Origin of the sequence: Streptomyces colwelliae, assembly GCF_048158785.1 — a bacterium.
In the GTDB taxonomy this organism is placed as follows: Bacteria; Actinomycetota; Actinomycetes; order Streptomycetales; family Streptomycetaceae; genus Streptomyces.
In genome coordinates this window covers 1-16,943 of sequence record NZ_JBLTJC010000110.1, presented here as the reverse complement: position 1 = coordinate 16,943, position 16,943 = coordinate 1, and the positions used below count along the sequence as shown (strand labels likewise).

The window sequence follows — 16,943 nt, the reverse complement described above, 5'->3', positions numbered from 1 at the left end:
TTGGGACGTCATGACAATTTAAAGCGCTTTAATTCCTGGTACTATCGACTCGTTTCCAGAGCGTGTCAAGGGTGTTGCGCGAGAAGATTGCGGCCGGGAGGCACTGTGGAGGACGGGGCGGAGCATCGCCGGGCAGCCGCGAAGAAGCGCCCGAGGCTGGAGGACGTAGCCGCACGCGTGGGTGTCTCCACCGCGTCCGTCTCCCTCGTGCTGCGCGGTGTGGCGGGCCCCAGCGAACGTACCCGGCAGCGAGTCCTGAAGGCCGCCGCCGACCTCGGCTACCAGGTGGACCGCACCGCCAGCCTGCTGGCCAGCAGGCGCACCAGGATGCTCGGCGTCATGATCGACGTCCACAGCCCCTTCCACGCGGACCTGGTCGAGTACCTGCACTCGGCCGCCGAGGAGGTCGGCTACGACCTCGTCCTGAGTACCCAGACCCGCACCCGGGACGAGCGCACCGCCGTCGAGACGCTGCTGGCCTTCCGCAGCGAGGCGCTGATCCTGCTCGGCCCGACCGCCCCCGTCGACACGCTCGCCGCGCTCGACGGCAAGGCCCCCGTCATCGTCGTGGGCCGCCGGATCGAGGAAGGGGAGCTGGACGTGGTCCGTACCGCGGACGACGACGGGGTGGGACAGATCGTCGACCGCCTGGTGGCCCTCGGGCACCGCGAGATCACGTACGTCGACGGCGGCAAGGGTGTGATCGCCACCGACCGGCGGCGCGGATACCGTACGGCCATGCGGCGGCACGGTCTGGACGGGCACATCAAGGTGCTGCGCGGCGACAACACCGAGGCGGCCGGCGAGCGCGCCGCCCGCCACCTCCTCGACGCGGGTGAACTGCCCACCGCCGTGGTCGCGTTCAACGACCAGAGCGCGATCGGTGTGTTGGCCGGTCTGGCCCGCGCGGGTGTCTCTGTCCCCGGCGAGGTGTCCGTCGCGGGGTACGACGACGATAGACTCTCCCGTTTGAGCTGTTTCGACCTGACCACGGTCAGCCAGGGGGCCGAGGAGCAGGCGCGCTACGCGGTGGCCGCGGCTGTGGAACGCCTCGACCAGGGCCGTACCGAGCCCCGAGAGGTGGTCCTCGCTCCGCACCTCGTCGTGCGCCGCACCATAGCCGAGCCGCGCTGACATCTCTTGGCCACCGCAACCGCTACCGGCACGGGCACGGCCACCGTCACCGCCATCGAGGAGGGCGGGGACCCTGTCCTCGATGAGCGGCATGGCGGCCGGTGCCCGGAATTGTGGTGGCTCCGGGGGGCGGTCAGGTGATCGTCAGCGTCGTCTTTCCCGTCGCGAGTGAGCTGTTGCCCACGTAGATGTCGATGTCACCTGCTTCGAGTTCGAACTGTCCGCCGGTGTCGTGTGTCCAGTAGCCGAGGTCCTCGGCGGCAAGGCGGAAGCGGACGGTGGTGCTCTTGCTCGGGGCCAGGCTCACCCTGCGGAAGCCGCGTAGCCTGCGCACCGGTTGGACGATGCTCGCCACCGGATCGTGGAGGTAGACCTGGACGACCTCGTCGCCCGCTCGCCCGCCGGTGTTGCGGACGGTGACCTTCACCTCGACGGTGTCGCCCTTGCGCAGGGCGCGGGAAGAGATCCGCCGGGTGCTCAGGACGGGGTCGCCGATGGTGAACGTGGTGTAGCTCAGGCCGTGTCCGAAGGGGAACTGCGGTCCGTCGGGCAGGTCCAGGTACTTGGAGGTGTATTTGTTGTCGGCGTCGTAGGGGCGGCCGGTGTTCTCGTGGTTGTAGTGGATCGGGACCTGTCCGACGGTGCGGGGGAAGCTCACCGGGAGTTTGCCGCCGGGGTCGACGGTGCCGAACAGGATGTCCGCGACGGCGTTGCCCGCTTCCATGCCGGGGTGCCACGCCTCCAGGACGGCGGGCGCGGAGTCCAGCCATCCGCCGATGGTGAGGGGGCGCCCGTTGACCAGGACGACGACGAACGGCTTGCCCGTGGCGGCGATCGAGGTGATCAGTTCCTCCTGCGCCCCGGGCAGGGTGATGTCGCTGCGCGAGCTGGCCTCGCCGCTCATGGCCGAGGGCTCGCCGACCACGACGACGGTGACGTCGGCCGCCCGGGCCGCCGCTGCCGCGTCCTTGATTCCCGAGGTGTCCGTGCCGTCCGCGTTCACCCCCGTGACGGAGGTGACCTCGGCCTGAGGAGCCGCCGCTTTGATGCCCGCCAGGAGGGTGACCGCGGGGAAGGTTCCCGCCCCGGGTCCGGCCCAAGTCCCTTGCAGGTCCGTGGAGTTGGCGAACGGGCCGACCACGGTGATGGAGCCGACTCCTGGGTGCAGGGGCAGGGCGCCCCTGTCGTTCTTCAGCAGCACCATGGAACGCGCGGCGGTCGCCCGTGCCGCGGCACGGGCCTGCTGCGTCGGCTCGGTGACCGCCGCGTCCTCGTCGACGTAGGGGTTGTCGAAGAGCCCGAGCCGGAACTTCAGGCGCAGGATGCGGGAGACCGCGTCGTCCAGCCGGCGGGCCGTGATCCGGCCGCTCTTGAGCAGCTGCCTGCCGTGGTCGGTGAGGTTGGTGCTGACCATCTCCATGTCCACGCCGGCGTTCAGGGCGAGCCGGCCCGCGTCGGCCCCGTCGGCGGCGAAGCCGTGGACGATCAGTTCCTGGATACCGGTGTAGTCACTGACGACGAACCCGTCGAAGCCCCACTCTCCCTTGAGGATGTCGGTCAGTGTGTGCCGATTGCCGTGGGCGGGGACGCCGCTGACGGTGTTGAAGGAGGCCATGACGGTGGCCACCCCGGCGTCCAGGGCCGCCTTGAAGGGCGGGAGGTAGTGGTTGCGCAGGTGGGCCTCGGAGGTGTCCACGGTGTTGTAGTCACGGCCGCCCTCCGCGCCTCCGTAGGCGACGAAGTGCTTGGCGCAGGCCGCGAGCCGGTCGTGGGCGTCCAGGTGGGTGCCGTCGCCCTGGAAGCCGCGGGTCTTGGCCGCGGCGAAGGTCGCCGTGAGGTAGGGGTCTTCGCCGTTGCCCTCCGCGATGCGGCCCCAGCGCGGCTCGTGGGTGACGTCCATCATCGGGGCGAACGTCCAGCGCACCCCGTTGGAGCGCGCCTCCGCGGCCGCGACCTCGCCGTCCGTTCGGGGCACCGCCGGGTCGAAGCTGGATGCCTGCGCGAGCGGGATGGGGAACGTGGTCCAGAAGCCGTGGATGACGTCCAGGCCGAACAGCAGCGGGATGCCCAGCCGCGATTCCTCGACGGCGAGGCGCTGTAGATCGTTGGTGTGCTTCGCGCCGTAGATGTTGAACACGGACCCGAGCCGGCCTGTGCGGGCGGCCTTCTCCGCCTGGTCGGTCTGCCCGCCGCCGGGGCCGGAGTCGCCCGTCCAGGACATCTGCTGCAACTGCCCCAGCTTCTCCTCGACGGTCATCCGGCCCAACAGGGCCTTGATCTTCGCCTCGTACGGACCAGCCTCGTACGGACCGGCCTCGCGCTGCGCGTCCGCGACCGAACCGGGCTCCTCGGCCCGTGCGGTCCCCGTGCCGGCCGCCGCGGCGACCGTACCGCCGAGTGCCGTGATGACCGTGCGCCTGCGTACCACACCCATGCCTTCATCCTTTGAATAGGAGGGGCGAGTCCTGGGCCTGCTGCCGTCGACGGTTGCAGCAGGTTACGAATTGGTTGCGTGCATGTCAATTGCCCGGAATCGTGCCGTCAGGTGGTGCCGATGTCGTGAGCTGGTGCCGACGCGCAGTTCGAACTCGCCCGGTTCGACGACTCGTTGGTTGTCCGCGCCGACGAGGGAACAGCGGGAGGCGGGGATCTCGATGTCGAAGTCGGCGCTCTCGCCCGGGAGGATCTCGGTCCGGACGAACGCCTGGACCGTTTCCAGGGCGGGACGGTCGCCGGTGTTGGTGAGGCGTACGGTCGCGTGGATCGTGCCGTCGATGGGCACGTCCTGTTCCCGCAGGGCGAGGGTGGAGTAGGCGACGGTGGTGTGGCCGAGGCTCTCCCCGAACGCGAACGGCGGATCCCTCAAGTGGGGCAACGGGGTTGAGACCTCGGGCGGGGGCCGTCAGTCGCTTGGCTGAATAACAGGCCACAGCCGCGCCCGCCGCGAGGTAGTTTGTCCATGTTTTCCCTGGCTCCGGGCTTCAGGACTACGGGCTGTAGGGTGCTGGAAACCCTACAAACTGTAGGGGGAGGGGTGGGCAATGTCCGGCAGTGCGTGCGCCACACTCGCCGGGACGCGACGGCTCGGACAGCCGACCGCGTCCCGCCGCTCGGAGTTCCCGCTCGCCGTGGTGGCGGTGGCCTTCACCCTGGCCCAACTGGTCTTCGTACGCCCCGGGTTGGGCCTCGGCTGGGACGAGACGGTCTACGTCAGCCAGATCAGCGCGCACGCCCCCGCCGCCTTCTTCAGCGCACCCCGCGCCCGTGGCGTCTCCCTCCTGGTCGCCCCCATCACCTCCTGGTCCTCGTCCACCACCCTGCTCCGCGTCTACCTCGCCGCCCTCTCCGGCCTGGCCCTCTTCCTCGCACTCCGCGCCTGGCGCGGCCTGTTCCCCGTCCGCGTCCTCGCCCTGGCCGGCGCCCTGTTCGCCTCCCTCTGGGTGACTCTCCTCTACGGCCCGCAGGCCATGCCCAACTACTGGGTCGCCGTGGGTGCCCTCGCCGCGGCGGGCTGCTGCCTGCGCGCCCGGGCCGACCGCTCCGACCGGGCCGCGCTGTGGGGCCTGGCGGCGAGCGCGTCCCTGATGGCGTGGACGCGCCCGACGGACGCGGTCTGGGCGACGCTGCCGCTGCTGGTCCTCGTCGTGGCCGTCCGTCGGTGGCGCCTGCTCGTGGTCCTCCTCGCCGGGCTCGCGTCCGGCGCCGCGGAGTGGGTGATCGAGGCGTACGTCAGTTACGGCGGCCTGACCCAGCGGCTGCACGAGGCCTCGGCCATCGAGGGCGGACTGGGCTGGAACGTCGCGATCCTCGACCAGTTGCGCAGCCTGGGCGGACGCGCGCTGTGCCGCCCGTGCACGGCGGAAATGCCCAACCCGGTGGTCGACGTGTGGTGGCTCGTGCTCCCCGTCCTCGCCGTCGTCGGACTGGTCGTGGCGGTCCGCGCACGGCGCACGGCGGCCACCGCCGTCCCGCTCGCCTGCGCCGCCACGGCCGCCTTCCCGTACCTGTTCATGATCGGATACGCGGCTCCACGCTTCCTGCTGCCCGCCTACGCGCTGGTGGCGATCCCGGTCGCCGACGCGCTGATCCACCTGGTCACCAGACCGGCCGGAGCATGGCGGGGGGTGGCCGTGACCCTGCTCGCGGTGGGGCTCGCCGGGCATCTGGCGATCCAACTCGCCGTCCTGGAGCGGACGGTGGGCCGTACGAACACCCAGCACCGCGAGTGGTCCCGCACCGCCGCCGAACTCCACCGCCTCGGGGTGAGCAAGCCCTGCCTGCTCACCGGCCAGGACGCGATCCCGATCGCCTTCTCCGCGGGCTGCGCCTCCGCCGCGATCGGGGGCCACAACGCCAACATCTCCCGGACGACCCTCGACCGCACGGCGCGCCGCATCCCCGTCGCCGACATCAGACCGGCCGGCAGCCGCCCACCCGCGTACGCCCGCGGCTGGCCCGTCCACCGCTATGGCGCGCTGGACCTCCGCTTGGCCCCGAGGGCGGAGAGGAGCGGAGGCACATGACGGCACCGCCCGCCCCCACCCACGCGCTTGTAGTACAGAGTCGTCGGCCGCAGCACCCCGGCCGGGCTCGCCGCGTAGTCCGGGATCACGCCGGCCAGGGTCCAGCCGGCGGAGCGGTACAGGTGCTCGGCGGGACTGTCGGTCTCGGTGTCCAGGTGGAGGAGGGTGATGCCGGCAGCGACGGCCGCGTCCTCGGCGATGGTCAGGAGCCGGCGGCCGAGCCCCTCTCCCCTGGCCTCCCGGTGCACCATCAGCTTGACCAGTTCGGCGCGGTGGCGGCTGTTGGGCTTGTCGGGGAAGGCCAGGCTCACCGTGCCGACGACCCGGTCGCCGCTCAGCGCCGCCCACACGGCGACCTGCCCGGCGGCCACACCGGCGGCACGCTCCCGCCACCAGTCGACGGCCGCCGCCCGGCCGAGCGGCGCGAGGAACCCGATCGAGGCACCGTCGTCCACGGTGTCGACCAACAGGTCCGCCAACTCATCCACAGCGGCAAGCAGTTGAGGCCCGTCCAGGCCCCGCACCGTCACCTTCATGCTCATGTTCGCGTCCATGTCCATGTCCATGTTCACGGCAACACCACCGCCAGTACGTAGCGCACGTCACGGGACCCCGAGCACCGGAACCGCGTCGGCCCCCACACCCGCAACCGCAGACAGTCGCCGGCGTCCAGATGGTGCTCGGTGTCCTGGGCCGTCACGTCGAGGGCGCCCTCCAGGACCCAGATGTGCTGTTCCAGGCCGGGCACGGGCGGCCGGTCGTAGGCGAGGTCGGCGCCCGCGCGGAGCCGTCCCTCGACGAGTTCGCCGCGCAGCCCGGTGTGCGGGGGCGACACGGATCGTCGTACGAAACCGGAGGCGCGGTCCTCCCACACCGGTTGCTCGGCGGCGCGGATCAGCAGGGCGGGTTCGGCCTCCACCTCGCTGAGGAGTTGGGACATGGTCCGGCCGTAGACGCCGCACAGGCGGTTGAGGAGGGAGGCGGTGGGGCTGATCTCGGCGCGTTCGGCACGGGACAGGGTCGAACGGCTCACCCCGCTGCGCTCCGCCAACTCCCCCAGGGACCAGCCGTGTTCGGCCCGCAGCTCGACCAGTCGGGTGCCGAGCCGGGCGTCCATGGGGTCCGGGGCGGTCGCCGTTTCCTCCGGTTTCATATCCGGGACGGTATCCCGGATATGAAACGGCGAGGTTACGTCCGGGCCACTTCTTCGAGTGCGTCCAGTACCGGGCGGATCAGCGGGTGCTCCTCCGTGCCGCGTCGTACGGCGGCGAAGACGCGGCGGGTCGGGGCCACTCCGTCGACGGGCCGGACGACGACTCCCGTCAGGTCCATGCCGCGCAGCGCCGAGCGCGGGACGAGGGCCACGCCCGCGTCGGCCGACGCGAGGGCGACCACGGCGCGGAAGTCGTCGGAGGAGTGTTCGAGGCGGGGCTGGAATCCGGCGTTCTCGCAGGCCAGGACGACGACCTCGTGGCAGGGGTTGCCGGGGTAGGGGCCGATCCACGGATCCTTGGCCAGTTCGGCGAGGGGGACCTCGGCGGCGTCGGCGAGGCGGTGGGTGACCGGGACGACCGCGTCGAACGGCTCGGCGTAGAGCGGGAGATGGGTCAGGCGCGGGTCGTCGGCGGGCGGGGCCCCGCGGTACTCGACGGCGACCGCGACATCCACTTGCCGGTCCAGCACCATCGGCAGGCTGGCGTCACCCTCGGCGTCCTGGACGCGGAGGCGGATGCCCGGCGCGAGGAGCGCGAGCCGGGTCACCGCGGGTGCTACGACCTGGGCGATACCGGTCGCGAACGCGGCGACCGTGACCGTGCCGGCCGCGCCCGAGCTGTACGCGGCGAGTTCCGCCTCGGCCCGCTCCAGCTGGGCCAGGACGACGTTGGTGTGACTCAGCAGGATCTCGCCGGCCGGGGTGAGCCGTACGCCCTTGGCGCCGCGCTCGACCAGGCGGTGACCGGTCTCCTGCTCCAGCGCGGCGAGCTGCTGCGAGACCGCCGAGGGGGTGAGATACAACGCGGCGGCCGCCGCCGTCACGGTGCGGTGGTCTGCCACCGCACGGAGGATGTGGAGCCGCCGCGCTTCGATCATGGGACCGATTATCGCAATATGTCCAAGCTGTTCGGTCCCCTCGGGTTTCCAGCCGTTCCCGGGCTGCCGGTTCCGCTCAGGCGTCCAGCTCCCCGCGGGCCGCCACAAACGCGTCCACCGCCCGGTTCACGTCGTCCGTCGAGTGCGCGGCGGACAGCTGGACCCGGATGCGAGCCTGCCCCTGCGGCACCACCGGATACGAGAAGCCGATCACGTACACGCCCCGCTCCAGCAGCAGTTCCGCCATCCGTCCAGCCACCGCCGCGTCGCCGATCATCACGGGTGCGATCGCGTGGTCGCCGGGGAGGACGTCGAAGCCTTCCTCGGTCATCCTCCGGCGGAACAGCGCGGTGTTCGCGGCGAGTTGGACGCGCAGGTCGTCCGCGGACTCCAGCAAGTCGAGCACCTTCAGGGAGGCCGCCGCGATCACCGGGGCGAGGGTGTTCGAGAAGAGGTACGGCCGGGAGCGCTGGCGGAGAAGCGCGACGATCTCGGCGCGGGCGGCGACGTAACCGCCGGAGGCGCCGCCGAGGGCCTTGCCGAGGGTGCCGGTGATGATGTCGACGCGGTCCATGACGCCGTGCAGTTCGGGGGTGCCCCGGCCGCCGGGGCCGACGAAGCCGACGGCGTGGGAGTCGTCGACCATGACCATCGCGTCGTAGCGGTCGGCGAGGTCGCAGATGTCGCGCAGCGGTGCGACGTAACCGTCCATGGAGAAGACGCCGTCGGTGACGATCAGCTTGCGGCGGGCACCGGACGCCTCCTTCAACTGCCGTTCCAGATCGGCCATGTCGCGATTGGCGTAGCGCAGGCGGCGGGCCTTGGAGAGGCGGATGCCGTCGATGATCGAGGCGTGGTTGAGGGCGTCGGAGATGACCGCGTCCTCCGGGCCCAACAGGGTTTCGAAGACACCGCCGTTGGCGTCGAAGCAGGAGGAGTAGAGGATCGTGTCCTCCTGGCCGAGGAACGCGGAGAGGCGGGCCTCGAGTTCCTTGTGGACCTCCTGGGTTCCGCAGATGAAGCGCACGGAGGCCATGCCGTAGCCCCAGCGGTCGAGGGCCGCGTGGGCGGCGGCGACGACCTCGGGGTGGTCGGCGAGACCGAGGTAGTTGTTGGCGCAGAAGTTGAGGACCTCGCCGGGACGGCCGCCCGCGGTGACGTTCACGGTCGCGGACTGCGGGGAGCCGATCACGCGCTCGGGCTTGTGGAGTCCGGCGGCGCGGATCTCGTCGAGGGTGGTGCGGAGGTCGTCGCGCACGGAGTCGAACATGGGGGAAGCTCCTAAAGTTCCTTCGCCGAAAGGGAGTTGCTCGGCCCGACAGGGAGTTGCTCGCTCCCAAAGGGAGTTACGCGGTCCAGTCCAGGATGACCTTGCCGCCCTTGCCGCTCGCGGCGTCCGCGAACGCCGCCTCGAAGTCGCGGTAGCCGTACCGGCCGGTGATGACGGACGCGAGGTCCAGGCCACCCTCCAGCAGGACCGACATCGCGTACCACGTCTCGAACATCTCACGGCCGTAGATGCCCTTGATGGTGAGCATCGAGGTGACGATGCGGGACCAGTCGACCGGGAACTCCTCGGCGGGCAGGCCCAGCATGGCGATACGGCCGCCGTGCGTCATGTTGGCGATCATGTCGCGCATCGCCTCGGGGCGGCCGGACATCTCCAGGCCGATGTCGAAGCCCTCGCGGAGTCCCAACTCCCGCTGTCCGTCGATGATCTGAGCGTCTGTCACATTCAGTGCCAGGCTCACGCCTATCTTGCGGGCGAGGGCGAGTCGTTCCTCGCTCACATCCGTCACCACGACGTTCCGGGCGCCCGCGTGGCGCGCAACTGCCGCCGCCATCAAGCCGATCGGGCCCGCACCGGTGATCAGGACGTCCTCGCCGACGAGCGGGAAGGACAGCGCGGTGTGCACGGCGTTGCCGAACGGGTCGAAGATCGCGGCGACATCGAGGTCGACGGGGACGCGGTGCACCCACACATTGGCGGCGGGCAGCGCGACGTACTCCGCGAAGGCCCCGTCCCGTCCGACGCCGAGCCCGACCGTGGCCCGGCACAGGTGGCGCCGCCCGGCGAGACAGTTGCGGCACTTGCCGCACACCAAGTGGCCCTCGCCGCTGACCAGTTCACCGACGGCGATGTCGGCGACGTCCCGGCCCGTCCCGACGACCTCACCCACGAACTCGTGGCCGAGCACCAGCGGCGTACGGATCGTCTGCCGCGCCCAGCCGTCCCAGGACCGGATGTGCAGATCGGTGCCGCAGATCCCGGTCCGCAGGACCTTGATCAGTACGTCGCCGGGTCCGACGGCGGGCTCCGGGACGTCCGCGAGCCACAGCCCGGGCTCCGCCTTCTCCTTGACCAGCGCCTTCAACGCTACGGCTCCTGAGGGTGAGGCCCCGGGCGAGGTGTGGTCCGGGCATGCCGGAGGAGCCCGTTCCGGGGACGAGGAGTGGAAACGCGTAGCAATCTGCCGTACTGCGGCGGCCGGGTCCATCGAGGATTTCTTAAGCGCCGCCGCAGCTTTCCTTCACGCCCCCGTCCTCGACGCCGGTCCCGCTAGTCCAGCCGCGACACCTGGTAGTGGGCGATGTACCAGCCGTCCGCCCGCCGCTTCACCAGCACGGCGAGTTTGACGTCGACCGGCGGCCGGTCGGTGAACGTGAACTCCGTGTCCAGATAACCGAGTACGAGGTCGTCGGCGTACCGCCGGGTTTCGAGGATCGCGAACTCGGCTGTCATGCCCAGGGGTTGGGAGTCGTAGTACTCGGCGACGCCCTGCCGTCCGACGCCGTAGGGGTGCAGCCCCTGGAAGATCGCGTCCTCGGTGAAGAGCCGGGCCACTGCCTCCGGTTCGTGGGCGTCGACGGCCGCTTTCCAGGGGTCCAGGACACCGCGCAGGATGAGTTCGTCGTCGTTCGTGCTGTTCATCTCGTCGACCTTTCTCAGTGACCGGCGCTCATACCGCCGTCGACATGCAGGATCTCGCCGGTGACGAAGGGCGCGTTCTCCAGGAAGACCACCGCGTCGACGATGTCGCTCACCTCGCCCATGCGGCCGACGGGGTGCAGGCCGGCCAAGCCTGTGTGGGTCTCCTCCGGGTGCATCGGGGTCTTGATGGTGCCGGGCGACACGGCGTTGGCGCGGATGCCGCGGGTGGCGTACTCGATGGCGAGGGATTTGGTGGCGGATTGCAGGCCGCCCTTGGTCAGAGAGGCCAGGGCGGAGGGGACGCGGGCGTCCGCGTTGTCGACCAGGCTGGTGGTGACGTTGACGATGTGGCCGCCGCCCTGGGCGAGCATGTGCCCGATGGCCAGCTGGGTGATCCGGAAGAACCCGGTCATGTTGATGCCGAGCACGGCCGCGTAGTCGTCGGCCGTGTAGTCGGTGAAGGGCTTCGCGACGAAGACGCCCGCATTGTTGACCAGCGTGTCGACGCGGCCGAACCGCTCGATCGCGGCGGCGACGACCCGCTCGGCGGTCGCCGGGTCCGCGATGTCGCCCTGGACGGTCAGCACGTCCGCGTCGTCGCCGGGGGCGATGGTGCGCGAGGTGGCGACGACCGCGTAGCCGAGCTTGCGGTAGGCGTCGACGACGCCGGCTCCGATGCCCTGCGAGGCACCTGTGACGATCGCGACCTTCTGGTTCTGAGTGCTCATGTCGACCTTCTCCGAAGTGATGACTGAGGTGCTCCCGGTCGGCCGTCTCTACTAGCCGACCGGTCGCCTATTCGAGAAGGTAGGCGACCCACAGCGGCGAAAGCAAAGGTCAGAGGGGCTTTTCCCAGGACCGGAATCCTCGCTGCTGGGAGGCCTGGCCTCCCAGCCCACGTCAACGGTGCGGGTCGCCCTCGGGCAGCCAGGCGTCGGGGGCGCGCAGCCCGAGGTCGCTGGCGCCGACGCCGTCGCAGAGCGCGTCCACGGCGGCGAGCACCGCGGTTCGCGTCTCACCCTCGCGCCACACCAGCGACCAGGTCCAGTGGACGGTCGGTGCGACGATCTCACGGCGCACCAGGTCGGGCGGGAGTGAAGTGGTCTGCCCCTTGGGCGAGTTGACGATCGGGCGGCGGCTGCGGCGGACGTGGTCGAAGAACGCGGGGCCGGTGATCCCGCCGTCGGAGATGGGCAGCGCGCGGGCCCCGGTGTCGTGCGCGAGCTGCTCGGCGTACACGTTCCAGGACGACCAGGAATTGGTGTCGTCGTCGAGGAGCAGGACGGTGTCCCGGGCCTGCACGTCACCGCTGTCGGTGCCGGTGTCCACCGCGTACAGCCGGTCCGCGCCGAGCAGCCGGGCCCGCAGTCCGTGCCGCTTCAGGTCCTCGTCCCGTACCCAGCACACGGCGAGGTCCAGGCTGCCGTCCGCGACCCGGGCGGCCTGCGTGTGCGAGGGCGCGACCCACGCGTCGACGTGCACCTGGGCCACCCCGGCGGTGCGCGAAGTCAGGTCGGCGGGAAGCCAGTTGACGTAGCCGAGCCGGACCGCCTCCGAGCCCGCGAGCCGTCCGGCCCGGCGCCGGAGGTCGTCGGCCCGCTCCAGCAGGGCCCGGGTGTGCGGGAGCAGGGCGGCTCCGGCCGGGGTGAGGGAGACCGAGCGGCGGTCGCGGTCGAAGAGCCGTACGCCCAGGTCGCGTTCGAGGGCCTTGATCTGCTGGGAGAGGGACGGCCCGGCGATCAGCAGGCGGTCGGCGGCCCGGCCGAAGTTCAGCTCCTCGGCGACGGCGACGAAGTACCGCAGTTGGCGCAGCTCCACGCCCGTCATGCTACGCGGGCTGGGAGGCCGGGCCTCTCAGTAGAGAGCGAGCCCGTCGTGGCGCCCGGGCCGATCGCGGGCCACGATGAGGGCATGGAACCCGGCGCTCTGTCGTCCCGCCGGGCGGCCCGAACGGAGCGAGATCATGCGAGAGTTCCTGGTCGAGATCACCACGACCGTCCCCGAAGGCACACCCCAGGACGAGGTCGACGAGCGGCGAGCCGCCGAGGCCGTCCGGGCCCGCGAACTGGCCTCGACCGGCCACCTCGGGCGGCTGTGGCGTCCGGTCGGCGAACTGCGCAGCATCGGGGTCTGGCGCGCCGACGACGAGGAGCAACTCCACGAGAAGGTGCTCGGCACCCTGCCCCTGCACGCATGGATGACCTTCGCCGTCACTCCGCTGGAACCGCACCCGAACGACCCCGGACATGCGGAGTAACTCCCCCCACCTGCAAGGGAATTCACCTTCATGAGCTCTTGCGCCCCGGTCCCCGCGCCCCGGGCGGAGGGCACCCTCCTGTCGCCCTGGCCCCATGTCGCCCGGGTCGCCGCCGCCCTCGCGGCCGGCATGGGGGTGGGCCGCTTCGTCTACACCCCGATCCTCCCGCTGATGCACGCACAGGCGGGCCTGAGCACCGACGCCGGCGCGCACCTGGCCACCGCCAACTACGTCGGCTACTTCCTCGGCGCCCTCGCAGGCACCCTGCTGCCGACTCTGGTCCGCTCCCGCGCGGTCTTCCGCGGCGCACTCGTCCTGCTGATCGGCACGCTCGCCGCGATGCCCGCCACCCGCACCACCGAACTGTGGATCGCACTGCGCCTGCTGGCCGGCGTCGCGAGCGCGCTGATCTTCGTGGTCGCGGTCACCTCTGCCCTCGGCCACCTGCGGAACCACCCGCCGCACCTCCCTGGCTGGGCCTTCGGCGGAGTGGGCGCCGGTATCGCGCTCTCCGGCCTGCTGGTCCTCGCGCTGCGCTCCGTCGCGGACTGGCAGGTCGCGTGGTGGTCCTCGGCCGCGCTCGCCACGGCGCTCGCGACCGCCGCGTGGAACCTACGACCCGAAGTGCCGGCCGAGCCCTCAACCGGCGCCCCCGGAACGGTGGTTGACCCCTGGTTCGGCGCCCTGTTCGCCGGCTACACCCTGGAGGGCGTCGGCTACATCGTCGCCGGGACCTTCCTGGTCGCCGCGATCGGACAGAGCTCGCCCGGCTGGATCGGGAGCGGCGCGTGGGTGCTCGTCGGGCTGGCCGCCGTACCGTCCGCCGCGCTGTGGGCCCGGCTCGGGCGCCATTGGTCGTGGCCCGGGCTGCTGTGCGTGGCGCTGGTGATCCAGGCGGTCGGCATCGCGCTGCCCGCGCTGGTCGGCGGGGTGGTGGCGGCCCTGGTCGGCGCGGTGCTGTTCGGCGCGACCTTCATCGGCGTCAGCACGCTCGCCCTGGCGGCCGGGGCGGAGTTGCGATTCCCGCGCTCGGTGGCCCTGTTGACCGCCGGCTACTCCGTCGGCCAGATCCTCGGCCCCCTCGCCGTGGCCCCACTGCTGCACCACGGCTACCGCCCGGCCCTGCTCCTGGCCGCCGCGGTGGTCCTCGCCGCGGCCGTGGCGGCCGCCGTCCTACGGGCCGGCTACCCGCGTCACGCGGTGGCGCTACGACGCTCCGTGCGGGCCGAGGAGATACGGGCCGCCGAAAGCTGATCAGGCGGCGCGGGCCCCGAGCAGGGCCAGGCAGTTGGCCCAAAGGGGGCTCAGGCGCCGGGTGTTGTTGTAGAGCTTCGCGAACATCACCTGGCCCTCCAGCTGGGCGACGACGGAACGCGCCGCCTCCCGGGAGTCGGTGACGGTGACGTCACCGCGGTCGCGCGCCTCGCCGACGACCTCGGCGACCATCTCGACCTGGGCGTCGAAGATCTCCTGCAACCGCGCGCGAACGGCCTCGGTCTGGTTGCTCATCTCCAGACTGAGGTTGCCGAACAGACAGCCCAGCACGGTGCCGCAGCCCTGCTGCACGGCGTGCTGCCCGGCCTCGGTCTCCTCGAACAACTTCCGCAGCCGGTCCAGCGGTTGGGCACCACCGGCAGCTCCGCCGTCACCGCCACCGCTCAGGATGCGCGTCCACTCCCGGCGCTGGTCCGCCCAGTGTGCGTCGACGACGGCCAGCGCGAGGGCCTCCTTCGACGCGTAGAAGTAGTAGAAGCTGCCCTTCGGCACCCCGGCCGCCTTGCAGATCTCGGCCACCCCCAGCGCCGAGTAGCCGCGCGCCTCGAAGAGCGACCGCCCGACGGCGAGGATCTTCTCTCCGGCGTCACTTGTCCTGCCCATACGACAACTGTACGACCGGTCGGCTAGCAGCTACCCACCGCCGAGCAGCTCAAGGCGGGCCACCAGCTCCGCCGCCGTCGACTTGATCGTCTCCAGCCCCGGCTTCCCCCACGGCCGCGGCTCCGTGTCGACGACACACACGGTGCCCAGCACCATCCCCGTGGAGTCGATGAGCGGCGCCCCCAGATAGGACCGGATGCCGAACTCGTCGACCACCGGATTGCCCGCGAACCGCGGATAGTCGCAGACGTCCTCCAGCACCAGCGCCTTGCGTCGGACCACCACATGGGGGCAGAACCCATAATCACGCGCCAACTGCCGGCCCACCTCGGGCTTGGCGTGCTCCCCTCCCGACACGGGTCTGGGCAGTCCCACACTGCCCGGGGTGTGCAGACCGGCGAAGAACTGCCGGTTCTCGTCGATGAAGTTGACCATGGCGTACGGCGCCCCGGTGAGCTCGGCGAGATGGTCCGCGAAGGCGTCGAGCGCCGGGTCCGGATGCTCCCCCAGGCCCAGCCCGCGCAGCCGTCGCCTCCGTTGAGGGGCCTCCTTGTCCTCGGGCGTGAGCAGCAGACGACCGGCCGGACGCGGCGGGTCGTAGCTCATGGGCGTACTCCGTCCCTGTGGACGTATGACATAGAGGAACTCCGTGGCGGTGTGCGGGGATCACATGTGGGCACCATGGCTCGGCGCATGCGCCGGGGCGTGCGCGATGAGATGGCGTACGAGGGTCAGCAGGGTCTGGACTCCGGAACTGGAGATCCGCGCGTCGCAGCGGACGACCGGGATCCCGGGGTCGAGGTCTATGGCGGCACGCACTTCCTCGGGGTCGTAGCGGTAGGAGCCGTCGAACTCGTTGATCGCGACGATGAAGCCGAGGCCGCGCTGTTCGAAGAAGTCGACGGCCGCGAAGCACTCCTCCAGTCGTCGTGTGTCGGCGAGGATGACCGCGCCGAGCGCGCCTTCGGACAGCTCGTCCCACATGAACCAGAACCGCTCCTGTCCGGGCGTACCGAACAGATAGAGCACGTGTTCCGGGTCGAGGGTGATCCGGCCGAAGTCCATCGCCACGGTCGTCTCGACCTTGTTCTCGATGCCTTCGAGATCGTCGGTCGCGGCACTGACCGTGGTGAGCAGCTCCTCCGTGCTGAGCGGCGCGATCTCGCTCACCGCGCCGACGAAGGTCGTCTTGCCGACGCCGAAGCCGCCCGCCACCAGGATCTTCAGTGCGGTGGGGAAGGGATCGTGGCCGCTCTCGTAGTCAGAGCTGTCGTCGTAGTCCATCGAGCACTGCCTCCAGAAGAGACCGGTCAGTGGGGTTGTGGTGGAACTCGGGTGGCTTGGTGGTCAGCGTCCCGCAGTCCACGAGGTCCGACAGCAGCACCTTGGTGACCACCGCCGGCAGCTTCAGGTGGGCGGCGACCTCGGCGACCGAGACGGGCGCGCGGCACAGGTCGAGCGCCTGCGCGTGCTCGGGTCCGAGGTAGCCGAGGGGGGTGGCGCCGGTGGCCATCACCTGCGACAGGAGGTCGAGTGCGACGGAGGGCCGGGTACGGCCGTTGCTGACCGTGAAGGGGCGCACAAGACGTCCGGCCGCGTCGTCCAACCAAGGCCCGTCGCCGGCCGTCGCCACGCTCAAGGCCTCATCGCAGGGGATTCGACGGCGTGCTGCCGGGGAGCGGTCACGAGGTAGGGGCGGACGCTCTTGACCAGCATCGCCATCTCGTAGCCGAGGACGGCCGCGTCGGCCTCACGGCCGGCGAGCACGGCGAGACAGGTGCCGGAGCCGGCCGTGGAGACGAAGAGCAGCGTCGAGTCGAGTTCGACGACGACCTGCCGGACGTCTCCACCGTCACCGAAGCGGACGCCCGCGCTACGGCCGAGGGAGTACAGCCCGGAGGCCAGGGCGGCCATGTGGTCGGCGCTGTCCGGGTCGAGCCCGTGAACCGACTTCACCAGCCCGTCGCAGGAGAGCAGGACCGCGCTGGTGGTGTGCGGTACGCGCTGCACGAGGCCGCTCATCAGCCAGTCGAGATCGGATACATGGCCGGTCGGCGCATCGCTCGCCATGGTGGATCGACTCCTTGGGGTACGAAGGTCTGCGGGAGCGCGGGTGGGGGTGGCAGTG

The 16,943-nt window shown here is 71.0% G+C and carries 19 protein-coding genes; 4 read left to right on the top strand and 15 right to left on the bottom strand.

Annotated elements, in window-relative coordinates; all coding sequences use genetic code 11:
* Nucleotides 1-105 precede the first annotated feature (105 nt).
* A complete protein-coding gene (locus tag ACNFOC_RS23250; protein WP_416961032.1) occupies nt 106-1,134 on the top strand; it encodes a LacI family DNA-binding transcriptional regulator in 1,029 nt (342 codons plus the stop codon).
* Nucleotides 1,135-1,267: 133 nt separating this feature from the next.
* On the opposite strand, the gene ACNFOC_RS23245 is transcribed toward ACNFOC_RS23250, so the two are convergent.
* A complete protein-coding gene (locus tag ACNFOC_RS23245) occupies nt 1,268-3,391 on the bottom strand; it encodes a glycoside hydrolase family 3 N-terminal domain-containing protein (RefSeq protein ID WP_416961042.1) in 2,124 nt (707 codons plus the stop codon).
* 240 nt (nt 3,392-3,631) lie between these two features.
* A complete protein-coding gene (locus ACNFOC_RS23240) occupies nt 3,632-4,000 on the bottom strand; it encodes a fibronectin type III-like domain-contianing protein (protein ID WP_416961031.1) in 369 nt (122 codons plus the stop codon).
* A gap of 175 nt (nt 4,001-4,175) precedes the next feature.
* Between ACNFOC_RS23240 and ACNFOC_RS23235 the strand changes: the two genes are divergently transcribed.
* Nucleotides 4,176-5,657 carry a hypothetical protein gene (locus ACNFOC_RS23235; protein ID WP_416961030.1) on the top strand — a complete coding sequence of 494 codons (1,482 nt, stop codon included), beginning with the start codon at nt 4,176-4,178 and terminating at the stop codon, nt 5,655-5,657.
* Here the strand turns inward: ACNFOC_RS23235 and ACNFOC_RS23230 are convergent.
* From ACNFOC_RS23230 to ACNFOC_RS23195, 8 genes are all read right to left on the bottom strand, one after another.
* Nucleotides 5,600-6,193: a GNAT family N-acetyltransferase gene (locus tag ACNFOC_RS23230; protein WP_416961041.1), complete on the bottom strand. Its 594-nt coding sequence runs from the start codon at nt 6,191-6,193 to the stop codon at nt 5,600-5,602. The two genes, ACNFOC_RS23235 and ACNFOC_RS23230, sit on opposite strands and share 58 nt — an antisense overlap.
* A 32-nt stretch (nt 6,194-6,225) precedes the next feature.
* Complete coding sequence (locus ACNFOC_RS23225) at nt 6,226-6,810, bottom strand: helix-turn-helix domain-containing protein (RefSeq protein ID WP_416961029.1); 585 nt, start codon at nt 6,808-6,810, stop codon at nt 6,226-6,228.
* Nucleotides 6,811-6,845: 35 nt separating this feature from the next.
* Entirely contained in the window at nt 6,846-7,748 is a 903-nt protein-coding gene (locus ACNFOC_RS23220; RefSeq protein ID WP_416961028.1) for a LysR family transcriptional regulator, read from the bottom strand.
* Between the two features lie 76 nt (nt 7,749-7,824).
* On the bottom strand, nt 7,825-9,018 hold the full coding sequence (locus ACNFOC_RS23215) for a glycine C-acetyltransferase (protein WP_416961027.1): 1,194 nt from the start codon (nt 9,016-9,018) through the stop codon (nt 7,825-7,827).
* A gap of 76 nt (nt 9,019-9,094) precedes the next feature.
* Nucleotides 9,095-10,123, bottom strand: coding sequence for an L-threonine 3-dehydrogenase (gene tdh / locus ACNFOC_RS23210; RefSeq protein ID WP_416961026.1), 1,029 nt, complete (start codon nt 10,121-10,123; stop codon nt 9,095-9,097).
* A gap of 185 nt (nt 10,124-10,308) precedes the next feature.
* A complete protein-coding gene (locus ACNFOC_RS23205) occupies nt 10,309-10,680 on the bottom strand; it encodes a YybH family protein (protein WP_416961025.1) in 372 nt (123 codons plus the stop codon).
* Nucleotides 10,681-10,694: 14 nt separating this feature from the next.
* Nucleotides 10,695-11,408, bottom strand: coding sequence for an SDR family NAD(P)-dependent oxidoreductase (locus ACNFOC_RS23200; RefSeq protein ID WP_416961024.1), 714 nt, complete (start codon nt 11,406-11,408; stop codon nt 10,695-10,697).
* Nucleotides 11,409-11,580: 172 nt separating this feature from the next.
* The gene (locus ACNFOC_RS23195; RefSeq protein ID WP_416961023.1) at nt 11,581-12,507 is read right to left on the bottom strand and encodes a LysR family transcriptional regulator; all 927 of its coding nucleotides are present in this window, start codon (nt 12,505-12,507) and stop codon (nt 11,581-11,583) included.
* Nucleotides 12,508-12,643: 136 nt separating this feature from the next.
* Here ACNFOC_RS23195 and ACNFOC_RS23190 point away from each other — a divergent pair, with 136 nt between their 5' ends.
* Both ACNFOC_RS23190 and ACNFOC_RS23185 read left to right on the top strand, forming a co-directional pair.
* Complete coding sequence (locus ACNFOC_RS23190; protein ID WP_416961022.1) at nt 12,644-12,937, top strand: muconolactone Delta-isomerase family protein; 294 nt, start codon at nt 12,644-12,646, stop codon at nt 12,935-12,937.
* Nucleotides 12,938-12,967: 30 nt separating this feature from the next.
* On the top strand, nt 12,968-14,191 hold the full coding sequence (locus tag ACNFOC_RS23185) for a YbfB/YjiJ family MFS transporter (RefSeq protein WP_416961021.1): 1,224 nt from the start codon (nt 12,968-12,970) through the stop codon (nt 14,189-14,191).
* On the opposite strand, the gene ACNFOC_RS23180 is transcribed toward ACNFOC_RS23185, so the two are convergent.
* Genes ACNFOC_RS23180 through ACNFOC_RS23160 form a run of 5 tightly spaced genes read right to left on the bottom strand, consistent with a single transcriptional unit; the run spans nt 14,192 to nt 16,885 of the window.
* A complete protein-coding gene (locus ACNFOC_RS23180; RefSeq protein ID WP_416961020.1) occupies nt 14,192-14,815 on the bottom strand; it encodes a TetR/AcrR family transcriptional regulator in 624 nt (207 codons plus the stop codon).
* A 30-nt stretch (nt 14,816-14,845) separates the two neighbouring features.
* Nucleotides 14,846-15,421 (bottom strand): GAF domain-containing protein, encoded by a 576-nt coding sequence (locus tag ACNFOC_RS23175; protein WP_416961019.1) that lies wholly within the window; start codon nt 15,419-15,421, stop codon nt 14,846-14,848.
* A 60-nt stretch (nt 15,422-15,481) separates the two neighbouring features.
* On the bottom strand, nt 15,482-16,099 hold the full coding sequence (locus ACNFOC_RS23170; RefSeq protein WP_033281764.1) for a GTP-binding protein: 618 nt from the start codon (nt 16,097-16,099) through the stop codon (nt 15,482-15,484).
* Complete coding sequence (locus ACNFOC_RS23165; protein WP_359613774.1) at nt 16,077-16,448, bottom strand: DUF742 domain-containing protein; 372 nt, start codon at nt 16,446-16,448, stop codon at nt 16,077-16,079. Before ACNFOC_RS23165 ends, ACNFOC_RS23170 begins: the two co-directional genes overlap by 23 nt.
* A gap of 2 nt (nt 16,449-16,450) precedes the next feature.
* Complete coding sequence (locus ACNFOC_RS23160; RefSeq protein WP_416961018.1) at nt 16,451-16,885, bottom strand: roadblock/LC7 domain-containing protein; 435 nt, start codon at nt 16,883-16,885, stop codon at nt 16,451-16,453.
* Nucleotides 16,886-16,943: the final 58 nt, after the last annotated feature.